This window comes from Octadecabacter temperatus, from assembly GCF_001187845.1.
Taxonomy (GTDB): domain Bacteria; phylum Pseudomonadota; class Alphaproteobacteria; order Rhodobacterales; family Rhodobacteraceae; genus Octadecabacter; species Octadecabacter temperatus.
Genome location: NZ_CP012160.1, coordinates 3,051,736 through 3,065,770, shown reverse-complemented (window position 1 = coordinate 3,065,770; position 14,035 = coordinate 3,051,736). Strand labels below are relative to the sequence as shown.

Here is a 14,035-nt window from a genome sequence, read left to right as displayed (position 1 = left end):
ATATTCGGCAAATAGGTAAACTATACTGACTTTTATTCCTCTCACACGTGAAATAGAAGTGCGGTTCGGAATTTCGATTTGGAGAATGTCCTGTGGCTGGTCAAAAGATGCTGAAGTTTGTGGATGTAGAACGGGATATGCCCGAGAAGCGTCCGCCCAATCTACGTAAAGAAGACTTCGGAGAGATTTACGCTGAGTACGCTACGGCGAAAGCAGCTGAACAGGCGTCGCGCTGTTCGCAGTGTGGTGTGCCGTATTGCCAGTCACATTGCCCGTTGCACAACAACATCCCTGACTGGCTGCGTATGACCGCTGAGGGACGTCTTGAGGAAGCCTATGAGCTGTCCCAAGCAACCAACACATTCCCAGAGATTTGTGGCCGCATCTGCCCGCAGGATCGCCTGTGCGAAGGCAACTGTGTGATTGAGCAATCAGGCCACGGCACCGTAACAATCGGGTCTGTTGAAAAATACATCACTGACACCGCGTTTGAGAACGGTTGGGTAAAGCCGATCAAGCCGCACACAGAGCGCGCTGAAAGCGTCGGCATCATCGGTGCGGGCCCAGGTGGTTTGGCGGCTGCCGACATTCTGCGTCGTCGGGGTGTGCAGGTTACGGTTTACGATCGCTACGATCGCGGGGGCGGTTTGCTGACCTACGGTATCCCTGGTTTTAAGCTGGAAAAAGACATTGTCATGCAGCGCATGCAGCAGTTGGAAGACGGCGGCGTTGAGTTTGTGTTGAACTGTGATGTTGGCGACGACCTGTCGTTTGATGCCATTCGCGGAAAGCACGAAGCGGTGCTCATTGCTACGGGCGTCTATAAAACACGGGGGCTTGAAGCACCGGGTGTTGGCGCTGAGGGTATCGTTCGCGCGATTGATTATCTTACTGCAAGCAACCGTAAGTCGTTCGGTGATGTGGTTGAAGAATTCGAAAGTGGTGAGCTGAACGCGACTGGTAAGAAGGTTGTTGTGATCGGCGGCGGCGACACGGCGATGGATTGTGTACGTACGGCGATCCGTCAGGGCGCTGAAAGTGTGAAGTGCTTGTACCGTCGTGATGAAGCAAACATGCCGGGATCTATGCGCGAAGTTCAGAACGCCAAGGAAGAAGGCGTTGAGTTCGTTTGGCTGTCCGCACCGAAGGGTTTCACCGGCGACAAGGTTGAAGGTGTGATGGTGCAAAAGATGCGTCTTGGTGCGCCGGATGCGTCGGGCCGTCAGATGCCGGAACTGATTGAAGGCAGCGACTACATTGAAGACGCTGACTTGGTCGTTCAGGCGCTGGGCTTTGAACCGGAAGACATCCCGACATTGTGGAACGTTCCTGAACTGGAAGTCACGCGCTGGGGCACGATCAAAGCAGAATTCACCACTGGTCAGACAAGCCTAGAAGGTGTGTTTGCGGCGGGTGACATTGTGCGCGGTGCGAGCCTTGTGGTTTGGGCCATTAAAGACGGTCGCGATGCGGCTGAAGCAATCCTTGAGTACGTTAATCAGGGCGCTGCGGTGGCGGCCGAATAGGGCGAAATACGTCATATAGAACCCGTATATAAGCCGTATAGAAACTGTATATACGCCGACCCAAACGCCGAAGGTGTAAAGGTCAGACATGCTGACTTGGAGAGTAAACAGATGATGAAGACCGTTTTGACGTTGTTCGTTCTAACTGCCAGCCCCGTGGCCGCGCAGCAGTTTTCCCTTCCGCAGGGGTGCGAAGGGTATCTGACGATCCAAAGTACCAGCTGCTCTGTGTCGCACTACTTTACTTGCGACGGCGACAGCAACGGTGAGCAGCGCCGCGCGACGATGGACGAAGAAGGTCTATCTTATGTAGGTCGCATTAGCGGCGAGGCAGAATGGTTAGAGAGCTTCCATTTGCGCTCCGGCCATACCGAGCGCTTGTCTGATGCGACGACTGACTCGATGTCGATGAGTGAGCTTTTGGCGAACGATATTGATACATGGGACTTCGTGACGGAAAGCCGCGAGATCGGAACAAGCCAGTACGTTGGTTTTGATCGCCTGACAGGTGAAACCGTTGAGATCGACGGTGTGACACTGCGCAGAACGGAATATGCGCTGACGGCCTATGACGCGGCAGGCACCGAGATGTGGAAAAGCGAAGGTGCTGAATTCGTCAGTGACGAGTGGCGCATGTTTATCGGCGGGATCAGCAGCTACATCACATCGGATGACCGTTTCGATAGCGATGACACGCCAGTCGAATTCATCTTCCCAGATGAGCCTGGCTTCCTGTCAGTGAACCCGAAATTCGGATGCGGCGTTGAGATGTCTTCGATCGACACAAACGATGCCCAGCTGATCCAAGCCAATTATTGAATAAGACCGCGCCCATTGGGGCCGCGATGAGGAGAGACGATATGACAAAGTACGATCAAGCATGGGTGGAAGCCGAGCAAGCCAAGCGCGACTACATGGCCGAGAATGGCCTGTATGCGCATGACGACGAAAAAGCCAACTGTGGTGTTGGCTTGGTTGTTTCGATTGACGGTAAGAAGTCCCGCAAGGTTGTCGAGAATGGTATCTCAGCGTTGAAAGCGATCTGGCACCGTGGTGCTGTGGACGCTGACGGTAAGACTGGTGATGGCGCGGGTATCCACGTTCAAATCCCTGTTTCGTTCTTTTACGATCAGGTTGAACGAACCGGTCATACCCCTCGCCAAAATGAATTGCTGGCGGTTGGTCAGGTGTTCCTGCCGCGCACTAATTTCGGCGAGCAGGAAACGTGCCGGACAATCGTTGAAACCGAAGTTTTGCGCATGGGTTATTACATCTACGGCTGGCGCCATGTGCCGGTTGATGTGTCTTGTCTGGGTGAAAAGGCCAATGCGACACGTCCCGAGATCGAACAGATTTTGATTTCGAATTCTAAGGGTGTGGATGAGGAAACATTTGAGCGTGAGCTTTATGTTATCCGTCGTCGTATCGAAAAGGCGGCAACTGCTGCTGGTATCCGTGAGCTGTATCTCGCGTCTTTGTCCTGCCGCTCGATTATCTACAAAGGTATGATGCTCGCCGAGCAGGTTGCCGAGTTTTACCCCGATCTGATGGACGAGAAGTTTGAGTCTGCGTTTGCGATCTATCACCAGCGTTATTCCACAAACACATTCCCGCAGTGGTGGTTGGCGCAGCCGTTCCGCATGTTGGCGCACAACGGTGAGATCAACACGCTCAAGGGTAACTTGAACTGGATGAAGTCCCACGAAATTCGCATGGCGTCAGGTACGTTTGGCGATATGGCGGACGACATTAAGCCGATCGTTGCAAGTGGGTCGTCTGACTCTGCCGCGTTGGATTCTGTGTTTGAAGTTCTGGTTCGCGCTGGGCGTTCTGCGCCGATGGCAAAGACAATGATGGTACCTGAAAGCTGGTCAAAGCAGACAACTGAGCTGCCACAAAAGTGGCGCGATATGTATTCCTACTGCAACTCTGTGATGGAGCCGTGGGATGGTCCTGCTGCCCTCGCGATGACTGATGGTCGTTGGGTTTGTGCGGGTCTGGATCGCAGCGGCCTGCGCCCGATGCGTTACGTTGTGACGGGTGATCGCTTGTTGATCGCAGGTTCCGAGGCTGGAATGGTGCCGATTGACGAAGCGAATGTCGTTGAAAAGGGCGCGCTTGGGCCTGGCCAAATGATCGGTGTCCACATGGGTAAGGGCGAGCTTTACCACGATGTTGAGCTGAAAGATAAAATGTCTTCCGCACTGCCGTTTGGTGAGTGGGTTAGCCGGATCAGTGATTTGGACGAAGACCTCGGCGCTGTCACCGAAGCACCGCTTTATGCAGGTGCTGAGTTGCGCAAGCGCCAGATCGCGGCGGGTTACACAATTGAGGAGCTGGAAAACATTCTGGCGCCAATGGCTGAGGACGCAAAAGAGGCGCTGGCGTCTATGGGGGACGATACCCCGTCGGCGGTTCTGTCTGAAAAGTACCGCCCGCTGAGCCATTTCTTCCGCCAAAACTTTAGCCAAGTCACAAACCCGCCAATCGACAGCTTGCGCGAGTTCCGCGTGATGAGCTTGAAGACCCGTTTCGGGAATTTGAAGAATGTGCTGGATGAAGATTCGAACCAGACTGAAATTCTGGTTTTGGATTCTCCATTCGTGGGCAATGCCCAGTGGGATGCCTTGCAGACGAAGTTCAACGCGTCCTGTGTTGAGATCGATTGTACGTTTGCCGCTGATGGTGGTGCTGGCGCGTTGAGCGCGGGGCTTGAACGTATTCGTGCCGAGGCTGAAGACGCTGTTCGGTCCGGCGCTGGGCATCTGACATTGACGGACCAGCATCAGGGTGAAGGCCGTGTTGCGATGCCAATGATCTTGGCGACGTCTGCGGTGCATAGCTGGCTAACACGCAAGGGTTTGCGGACGTTCACATCGCTGAACGTACGCTCCGCTGAATGTATCGATCCGCATTACTTCGCCGTTCTGATCGGTTGTGGTGCGACTGTTGTGAACGCCTATCTGGCCGAGGATTCCCTTGATGATCGTATTGAGCGCGGCTTGCTGGATTGCACGCTGACTGAGGCGGTTTCGCGGTATCGCAATGCGATTGACCAAGGACTTCTGAAGATCATGGCGAAGATGGGGATTTCTGTGATCTCGTCTTATCGCGGAGGTCTGAACTTTGAAGCGGTGGGTCTGTCCCGTGCGATGGTTGCCGAGTATTTCCCAGGTATGCAGAGCCGGATTTCCGGTATCGGTGTGTCGGGTGTTCAGCGCAAGATCGAAGCGGTACATCAGGCCGGTTGGCTTGGCGGTTCCGATGTGTTGCCGATTGGCGGTTTCTACAAAGCGCGTCGTTCCGGTGAAAAGCACGCGTGGGAAGCACAAACGATGCACCTGTTGCAGCAGGCCTGTAACCGCGCGTCCTATGAATTGTGGACGCAGTATTCCAACGCGATGAAGTCCAACCCACCGATCCATTTGCGTGATCTGTTGGCCGTTAAGCCGATGGGGAAGTCTATCCCGATTGAGGAAGTCGAAAGCATCACGTCTATCCGTAAGCGGTTCGTGACGCCGGGGATGTCCTTGGGTGCGCTTAGCCCTGAGGCACACAAAACATTGAACGTCGCGATGAACCGCATTGGCGCGAAATCTGACTCTGGTGAGGGCGGTGAAGATCCGGCGCACTTTGTCCCAGAGGCGAACGGCGACAACCCGTCTGCGAAGATTAAGCAGGTTGCGTCTGGTCGTTTTGGTGTGACTGCTGAATACCTGAACCAGTGTGAAGAGCTTGAGATCAAGGTCGCACAGGGTGCTAAGCCCGGTGAAGGTGGTCAGCTGCCTGGTATGAAGGTTACGGACCTGATTGCGCGTCTGCGTCATTCGACCAAGGGCGTGACGTTGATTTCCCCGCCGCCGCACCACGATATCTATTCCATCGAGGATTTGGCGCAGCTGATCTATGACCTCAAGCAGATCAACCCGCGTTGTAAGGTGACTGTTAAGCTCGTTGCATCTTCTGGCGTTGGGACGATTGCGGCTGGTGTGGCCAAGGCCAAGGCTGATGTGATCCTGATTTCTGGACACAACGGCGGTACCGGCGCGTCCCCTGCGACGTCCATCAAATACGCGGGTCTTCCGTGGGAGATGGGCCTCACAGAAGCGCACCAAGTGTTGGCGATGAACAACCTGCGTGAGCGGGTGACATTGCGCACCGATGGTGGTCTGCGCACGGGTCGTGACATTGTTATGGCTGCGATGCTGGGTGCCGAGGAATACGGTATCGGTACAGCTGCGCTGATCGCGATGGGTTGCATCATGGTTCGCCAGTGTCAGTCCAACACATGCCCAGTGGGTGTGTGTACGCAAGATGAAGCGTTGCGCGACAAGTTCACGGGCAATGCTGACAAGGTTGTAAACCTGATCACGTTCTACGCCACTGAAGTGCGTGAGATCTTGGCTGAAATCGGGGCGCGTTCACTGGATGAAGTTATTGGTCGCGCGGATCTTCTGGCGCAGGTTAGCCGTGGGTCCGCCCACCTTGATGATCTTGACCTGAACCCGATGTTGATCACGGTCGATGGTGCAAAAGAGATCACGTATGACCGCAACAAACCACGCAATGCGGTGCCGGATACGCTGGATGCGCAGATCGTTAAGGACGCCGCGCGCTTCCTTGAAGAAGGCGAGAAGATGCAGTTGGAATATGCGGTGCAAAACACGTTGCGGACTATTGGTACACGCACGTCGAGCCACATTGTTCGTAACTTCGGGATGCGTAATTCGTTGCAGCCGGACCATTTGACAGTGAAGCTGAAAGGCAGCGCTGGGCAATCTCTGGGTGCATTTGCTGCACCCGGTTTGAAGCTGGAAGTGTCTGGTGACGCGAACGACTACGTTGGTAAGGGTTTGTCTGGTGGTACGATCGTTGTGCGCCCACCGATGAATTCCCCGCTGGATGCGTCCAAGAACACCATCATCGGCAACACAGTGCTTTACGGTGCGACGGCTGGTTACTTGTTCGCCGCTGGTCGCGCGGGCGAGCGTTTTGCCGTGCGGAACTCTGGTGCGAGTGTTGTGGTTGAGGGGTGTGGATCGAACGGTTGTGAATACACAACTGGCGGGACCGCCGTGATCCTTGGGTCCATCGGTGCGAACTTTGGTGCGGGTATGACGGGCGGTATGGCGTATCTTTACGACCCTGAACGCAAGTCCGAAGCGTTGATCAATATGGAAACGCTGGTGACATGTGGTGTGACCGTTGAGCACTGGGAGGCTGAGCTTAAGGGCTTGATCGAACGCCACCTTGAGGAAACACACAGCCGTAAGGCCGCCGACATCTTGCAACACTGGGAGCTTGAGCGCGGTAACTTCGTGCAAATTTGCCCGAAGGAGATGTTGGTGCATTTGCCTGCTCCACTAACGCTTGAGCAGTCTGCAGTTCCGGCTGAGTAATCATACAATTAAGGCACCCGCCGCCATATTTTTGGCGGCGGGTGTTTTTTGTTTCCAAATTGAGGGCAATCACCTCAATTACGGAAACAATGCATAACACGCTGTAATTAAATAGTTTTATATCGAATTTTGCGACTTCGCCTTGCAAGGGGTGTTCATTAACTTACCCCAGGGTAACCTTAATTGTTCCCGAAATTGGACCAATTGAAGGGGCATCTTAGCACTGTAGTTTTTCAAACAGGTGCTTCATGCCGACGTCTTATACAGATCAGTTTTTTGTTATCGATCCATATAGCCCGCCCCCATCGGGGACGGCGATGAATTTTGTCACCTATACGTTGATCGATCAGAACGATGACGGAGATGTCGACCGCTTTGACAACGATTCTATTGCGGGCTTTGACGTAACCTCGTCTTGGCCGGGCGATACTGTGACCGTAAATGTTGGCGGCACGAACATCACCTACATTGGGACCACCTTTTACCTCACGAATGGGACGCAGGTGTTCACGCCCACAGATGGGCAGGTGCTGCAGAATGGCACGTTAACAAGTGCGACGGGTGTTACCACGCAAGGTCCATTAGATGTTGGTGACCTTGGACCACCTTGTTTTGCAGCTGGAACATTGATCGAAACTGAACGTGGAATGACGCCTATTCAAGACATTGAGGTTGGCGATCTTGTCCGAACGCTGGACAACGGGTTGCAACCGGTAAGGTGGCGCGGTTCACGTTCGGTTCCGGCACTTGATAAACGCGCACCGGTTCGATTTGCGAAGGGCGCCATAGGAAACACCCGTGAGCTTTTGGTTTCGCCGCAACACAAGATACTTGTGAGCGGGTGGCGGGCAGAGCTGTTCTTTGGTGAAGACGAAGTTTTGGTCGCTGCAACACATTTGGTGAACGCGGATACCATTCACCGCGCCCCGCGTCGTCATATCGATTATCATCACCTGATGTTTGATCGCCATGAAATCCTGTTGGCAGAAGGTATTCCGACCGAAAGTTTTTATCCGGGCGAGTACATTTTGCAGGATGCTGACTTGCACGATGAAGTCACGGATCTATTTCCAGAAATGATCGGGCAAGCCGGACCAGATTGGGAAACTGCGCGGACGGTGTTGCGCAGCAAAGAGGCTCAGATGCTTTGCGGTGACAAATTGCACGTTGCATAAGATTGACCGCTTGACGCACCCCCCTCTGCTGAGGTGAATGGCAGCATGGCACGTAAGAAACCCTCAAAGACGGCAAAGACCACGAAATCCGATAAGGCTGCCAAGCCTGTTCGGATGCGCGACCGCCCGCGGTTGTTCGTGCGACGCGTCATGAAATATCTGTTCCGAGGTGTTCTGATTATGATTGCATTGGCCGTGGTCGTGACTGCGGCATTCACCGTCGCGAACCCTCCAACAACGCCCTACATGTTTTCGGAAAGCCGCCGCGTCGGAGGTGTGAACCAGACATGGGTCGCTATGGAAGACATCGCACCCGTCATGGCAAGGTCTGCGGTTGCGGCGGAAGATGCCAATTTCTGTCTCCATTGGGGTTTGGATGTGAACGCAATCCAAGCGGCGTTGGAAGACGGTGGTAACCGCGGCGGGTCGACGATTTCCCAGCAGGTCGTGAAGAATGTTTACCTATGGCAAGGGCGTTCGTGGCTTCGAAAATCTCTTGAAGCGCTGATGACGCCACTGGTCGAAGCCATCTGGAGCAAAGAGCGCATTCTGGAAGTTTACCTGAATGTGGCCGAGTTTGACGAAGGGGTTTTTGGCGTTGAGGCCGCGGCCATTCATTACTTTGGTGTACAGGCATCGGACCTAACAGCGGTGCAAGCAGCAAGATTGGCAGCAATTCTACCAAGCCCCAAAACAAGGTCTGCGTCGCAACCGACATCCTACATCCGCAGACGCGCCGCGAGCATCGTAGATGGTGCGGCAACGATCAGAGCGGATGGCCGCGCGGAGTGTTTTGAATAGCACGCTGGGATTGTAACAGCCCGCGCGTTGAGGCATTGAAGGAACACACCTTAACTCGAGGCCCTTGATGAACCGTCTCTATCATTACCCGTTGTCCCCGTTTTCACGCAAAGTGCGATTGAGCCTCGCTGAGAAGCGGATCGAAGTTGAACTGGTCGAAGAACGGTTTTGGGAAAAGGATGCAGATTTCCTGCGCCGTAACCCTGCTGGTAAGGTGCCGGTGTTGAAGATGGGCGATCGTACGATGGCCGACAGCACAGCGATTTGTGAGTATCTGGAAGAAGCACACCCGACACCACCTTTGTTGCCGACGGGCCCAGACAGCCGATACGAGGTTCGCCGGATGGTCGCATGGTTCGATGACAAGTTTAACGATGAAGTCACGACCAAGCTGATGGGCGAACGCGTGTTCCGCAAGGTTATGGGAACTGGGTACCCAGATTCTGCGAATGTGAAGGCAGGATCACGGGCGATTAAATACCACCTCGATTATATGCATTGGCTGTTGGATCAGCGGCGCTGGTTGGCGGGCAATGAGTTGAGCCTCGCGGATTTTGCGGCGGCGGCGCATTTGTCCTGCTTGGATTACGTGTCGGATGTGGATTGGAACCGGTCCGAAATTGTTAAAGACTGGTATGCGAAGATTAAGTCACGGCCAGCGTTCAGGTCTATTCTGGCTGATCAGATTTCCGGTTTCCCGCAGCCGTCGCACTATAGCGATTTGGATTTCTAGGGGATCGAATTTGGCTTTGCCAAATCCGAGTAAGCGGGGGCTAGCCCCCACACCCCCAGGATACTTTTGAGACAAAGACAAGGTGAAAGCGATTGACTGAAGCGTTGAAGGATCGGCTAAAGATCAAAGCGCTTGAGGAGGGCTTTGTCGGGTTTGGTGTGTGCCGACCTGACGCGGTGCCGCAGCTGCCTGAGCGATTGAAGCATTTTGTTGACGAGGGCCGGCACGGACAAATGGCGTGGATGGCGGAGCGCATGACATGGCGCAGTGATCCAAGTGCGCTTTGGCCTGAGGCGAAGTCGGTCGTGATGTTGGCAGAGCCATATACGCCCGAGCATGACCCTATGGCGGTGTTGGAGCAAAAGGACCGCGGCGCGATTTCGGTTTATGCGCAGAACCGCGATTACCATGACATCGTGAAAAAGCGTTTGAAGCGGGTCGGGCGGTGGCTGGTCGATCAGGCGGAGTGCGAGATTAAGGTGTTTGTGGACACCGCGCCCGTGATGGAAAAGCCGCTGGCGGCGGCGGCTGGATTGGGGTGGCAGGGTAAGCACACCAATCTGTTAAGCCGTGAATTGGGCAACTGGTTTTTCCTTGGCGCGATTTTTACGACGCTGGAGTTGGAGACAGACGAGGCTGGTGTTGAGAACTGCGGGTCATGCACCGCCTGTTTGGATGTTTGTCCGACTAAGGCGTTTCCGGCTCCGTTCCAGCTGGATGCGCGGCGATGCATTTCGTATCTTACGATTGAGCATAAGGGCCCGGTTCCGGAAGACTTGCGCGCGCTGATGGGCAACCACATTTACGGGTGTGATGATTGTTTGGCGGTCTGTCCGTGGAACAAGTTTGCGGCCGAAGCGCGAGAGATCAAATATGCCGCGCGACCCGAGCTGGTTGCGCCGTCTTTGAGGGAACTAGCGGGTTTGGATGATGGCGCGTTTCGAACATTGTTTTCAGGTAGCCCTGTGAAACGGATCGGTCGGGATCGGTTCGTGCGCAATGTTCTTTATGCGATTGGGAATTCAGGAGACGTGGCGCTGCGCGATGTCGTGGTGGGTCTTATGAAAGACCCTGCAGATGAAGTTGCTGATGCAGCGCGTTGGGCGGATGCAAGATTGGAAGATTCAATATGAGTACCATACCGCAAAGCACCGTGACCCGCGGCATTCTGCTGATGATGGCATCGGTGACGGTATTCACGGTTATGTCTGCGATGATCAAAGCCGCTGATAGCGTGCCCGCTGGGGAGGCGATGTTTTTCCGATCCTTGTTGGCGTTGCCGGTTATCTTTGTTTGGTTGCTGACACATGGAGGGATTGTTCAAGGTATTCGAACCGTTTCAGTGCGCAGCCACGTGGTGCGCGGGGTTGTTGGGTCCTGTGCGATGGGGCTTGGTTTTGCGGGTCTGAAGTTTCTGCCTTTGCCAGAGGTTACGGCGATCCAGTTCGTTACGCCGATTGTTGTGGTTGTTTTGGCCGCGATCATTCTGGGCGAGAAATTCAGGTTGATCCGGATATCTGCCGTCCTATTGGGGTTCGTTGGCGTCGTGATCATTGTGGCCCCACGATTGAGTGTTGGATTAGGGTCGCGAGAAGCAATTGGTGTCGGATTAGTTCTAGGATCCGCCTGCCTGGCCGCGCTTGCGCAGATATTTGTGAAAGGCATGGCGAAACGGGAAAGCACGACGGCGATTGTGTTTTGGTTTTCAATCACGTCGATGGTTTTGTCGTTGGTGACGGTTCCGTTTGGCTGGGTTTGGCCCGAAGGACGCGAGCTTGCGTTGTTGTGCGGCGCAGGGTTGATCGGTGGGGTCGGGCAGATTTTGCTGACGTCGAGCTATAGAAATGCAGATGCCAGCATGCTTGCGCCGTTCACCTATGTGTCGATCTTATCATCTGTCCTGATTGGCTATGTCTGGTTTGACGAAGTGCCGACATTCACGATGTTGATCGGGGCGATGTTTATCGTCGCAGCGGGCGTTATCATTGTGCTGCGTGAACGCGCGTTGGGCAGCGATGCCACCGCACGCCGAAAAGTCAAAGCCAAGGGGCTTTGGTAGCGTCTTGTGAATTTTTATAGAAGAGTGCGGGCGCCTCGTTCAACTTGTGAAAATCGAACGAGGGCCAGAAGCGTTGCTTAGGCGCGGACCAGTTTTTCGTAGTCCATCGCGATGTCTTTGGCCAAAGCGCCGACCTCAAAGTTGTAGTCGCCGATCTGGTTGATCGGGGTAACTTCGGCGGCGGAGCCTGTCAGCCATGCTTGTTCGAACCCTTCGAGTTCTTCGGGCATAATGTGACGTTCGTTCACCTTAATGCCTTTTTCGGTCAGCATTTGAATCACCGTCTGACGGGTCAGCCCGTTAAGGAAGGAGTCAGGTGTTGGTGTATGCACTTCGCCGTCTTTTACGAAGAACAGGTTCGCGCCTGTGCATTCCGCAACGTAGCCGCGGTAGTCAAACATAAGCGCGTCTGAACAACCTTTTGCTTCGGCGGCGTGCTTGGACATGGTCGCGATCATATAGAGGCCAGCGGCCTTGGCTTGTGACGGTGCGGTTTCCGGGGAAGGGCGTTTCCATTTCGCAATGTCGAGCTTGGCGCCTTTCATCTTTGCGTCCCCGTAATACGCACCCCATTCCCAGACGGCCACGGCGAGGTGGACAGGGTTTTTCGCGGCAGCGACACCCATGTCTTCTCCTGAGCCACGCCATGCAACAGGGCGCACGTAGGCGTCTGTCAGGCCATTGGCATCGAGGGCGGCGCGTTTAGCGGCTTCGATTTCGTCAACAGTGTAGGGGATATCGAAGTCGATCAGGTTGGCGGAGACCTTCAAGCGCTCAGAGTGTTGGCGTGACTTGAAGATTTTGCCTTCATAGCAGCGTTCGCCTTCAAACACGGAGGAAGCGTAGTGCATAGCATGGGTGAGAATGTGCACGTTTGCATCGCGCCATTCGACGAGCTTGCCGTCCATCCAGATTTTTCCGTCGCGGTCGTCGTATGCACCAGCCATGTGTAAGCCTCCTCTAGATTTGCAAATATTACGCTGTTAGGTCCGATGTGGACATTTTATTGCGTAGAACCTGCGATTCGATACCTTTCGCTGCTTGGAATGTCAACAAAGCTGACGTATTATTGGGCAAAATGTGAAGGAGCGTACGATGGAAGGTGGCGGCAGAGAAAGCGGAAACGCGTTGTTGTTCCTAACGGATGAGCAGCTGCGTAAGGGAATTGAAGCGATGTTCTTCGCCTACCGTGGTTTCACGGCGGACCCTGATCGTATCCTTGCGGATATGGCTTATGGACGGGCACACCACCGTGCTTTGCATTTCATTCATCGAAGTCCGGGAACAACCGTTAACAATTTGCTCGCTATACTTGGCGTTACAAAGCAGTCGCTGAACCGTGTGTTGCGTGCATTGGTTGAGGATGGTTTGGTGCGCAACGAAGTTGGCAAGCGCGACAAGCGGGAACGGCATTTGTTTCTGACGGATGCTGGCGAAGATCTAGAGCGCAAGCTGTCCGACGCACAACGCGATAGGATGCGTACGGCATATCGCGCTGCGGGGCCGGAAGCCGTTACAGGGTTTCGGCAAGTGCTAGAAGCAATGATGGATGATGAGATGCGCAAGCGATATGATGCGCTGATAGAGTTGAAGGGATAACTGGAATGCAGAACGACCAGCCGCACTTGTTGATCGTAGATGACGACGAACGCATTCGCGTTTTGTTGCAGAAGTACCTTGTTCGTAGCGGATTTCTGGTGACTTCAGCGCGCGATGCTGCCCACGCAAGGCGCATTTTGGCGGGGCTTGATTTTGATTTGATTGTCCTCGATGTGATGATGCCTGGTGAGGATGGCGTGACGCTGTGCGCTGATCTGCGCCGCGATCGTGAGACGCCGATCTTGTTGCTGACGGCAAAAGCCGAAACGGACGATCGTATCGCTGGGCTTGAGGCGGGGGCGGATGATTACCTCGCCAAGCCGTTTGAACCCAAAGAGCTATTGTTGCGGATCAATTCGATCCTGCGTCGTGTGCCGCCAAGTGAGGCTGAAACTGTTTTGCCGAAGGTGCTGCATTTGGGACCGCTTCGATATGAGATGGAACGCGGCGAGATGTGGCGAGGCGAGGACTTGGTGCGTTTAACGGCGACCGAGGTGCAGCTGATGAAGATATTTGCGGCAACCCCCGGTGAGCCGATTAGCCGCGAGGAAATGGTCGACAGGCTCGGGCGGTCCGGCGGGCAAGCGCAAGAGCGCGCGGTCGATGTTCAGATCACGCGATTGCGTCGCAAGTTGGAAGCTGACCCGAAACAGCCGCGATATCTTCAGACGGTTCGCGGTGCCGGATACATGCTCGCGCCAGACTAGGGCCGTTCGCGCCTGCGGTACGCTGAGGAACCTCCG

Annotated in this window: 11 protein-coding genes; 10 read left to right on the top strand and 1 reads right to left on the bottom strand. The window is 54.6% G+C overall.

Features of this window, described 5'->3' with window-relative positions:
- The first annotated feature begins 92 nt into the window (after nt 1–92).
- The 8 genes from OSB_RS15405 to OSB_RS15370 all read left to right on the top strand — a co-directional run bounded on the left by OSB_RS15405 (nt 93) and on the right by OSB_RS15370 (nt 11,693).
- A complete protein-coding gene (locus OSB_RS15405; RefSeq protein WP_049835819.1) occupies nt 93–1,526 on the top strand; it encodes an NAD(P)-dependent oxidoreductase in 1,434 nt (477 codons plus the stop codon).
- A 111-nt stretch (nt 1,527–1,637) separates the two neighbouring features.
- Complete coding sequence (locus tag OSB_RS15400) at nt 1,638–2,345, top strand: hypothetical protein (protein WP_234967419.1); 708 nt, start codon at nt 1,638–1,640, stop codon at nt 2,343–2,345.
- A 41-nt stretch (nt 2,346–2,386) separates the two neighbouring features.
- A complete protein-coding gene (gene gltB / locus OSB_RS15395; RefSeq protein WP_049835818.1) occupies nt 2,387–6,925 on the top strand; it encodes a glutamate synthase large subunit in 4,539 nt (1,512 codons plus the stop codon).
- Between the two features lie 248 nt (nt 6,926–7,173).
- The gene (locus OSB_RS15390; RefSeq protein WP_049835817.1) at nt 7,174–8,100 is read left to right on the top strand and encodes a Hint domain-containing protein; all 927 of its coding nucleotides are present in this window, start codon (nt 7,174–7,176) and stop codon (nt 8,098–8,100) included.
- 45 nt (nt 8,101–8,145) lie between these two features.
- On the top strand, nt 8,146–8,901 hold the full coding sequence (gene mtgA / locus OSB_RS15385) for a monofunctional biosynthetic peptidoglycan transglycosylase (RefSeq protein WP_049835816.1): 756 nt from the start codon (nt 8,146–8,148) through the stop codon (nt 8,899–8,901).
- 67 nt (nt 8,902–8,968) lie between these two features.
- Nucleotides 8,969–9,634, top strand: coding sequence for an FtsZ-binding protein FzlA (gene fzlA / locus OSB_RS15380; RefSeq protein WP_049835815.1), 666 nt, complete (start codon nt 8,969–8,971; stop codon nt 9,632–9,634).
- Between the two features lie 92 nt (nt 9,635–9,726).
- A complete protein-coding gene (gene queG / locus OSB_RS15375; protein WP_143831336.1) occupies nt 9,727–10,767 on the top strand; it encodes a tRNA epoxyqueuosine(34) reductase QueG in 1,041 nt (346 codons plus the stop codon).
- Nucleotides 10,764–11,693: a DMT family transporter gene (locus tag OSB_RS15370; RefSeq protein ID WP_049835814.1), complete on the top strand. Its 930-nt coding sequence runs from the start codon at nt 10,764–10,766 to the stop codon at nt 11,691–11,693. Before queG ends, OSB_RS15370 begins: the two co-directional genes overlap by 4 nt.
- 77 nt (nt 11,694–11,770) lie before the next feature.
- Here the strand turns inward: OSB_RS15370 and OSB_RS15365 are convergent, their stop codons facing one another.
- Nucleotides 11,771–12,640, bottom strand: coding sequence for a branched-chain amino acid aminotransferase (locus tag OSB_RS15365; protein ID WP_049835813.1), 870 nt, complete (start codon nt 12,638–12,640; stop codon nt 11,771–11,773).
- A 148-nt stretch (nt 12,641–12,788) separates the two neighbouring features.
- Between OSB_RS15365 and OSB_RS15360 the strand changes: the two genes are divergently transcribed.
- Nucleotides 12,789–13,292, top strand: a complete 504-nt coding sequence (locus OSB_RS15360; RefSeq protein ID WP_049835812.1) for a MarR family winged helix-turn-helix transcriptional regulator — start codon at nt 12,789–12,791, stop codon at nt 13,290–13,292.
- A 5-nt stretch (nt 13,293–13,297) separates the two neighbouring features.
- Nucleotides 13,298–13,999: a response regulator gene (locus tag OSB_RS15355; RefSeq protein WP_049835811.1), complete on the top strand. Its 702-nt coding sequence runs from the start codon at nt 13,298–13,300 to the stop codon at nt 13,997–13,999.
- The last annotated feature ends 36 nt before the right edge of the window (nt 14,000–14,035 follow it).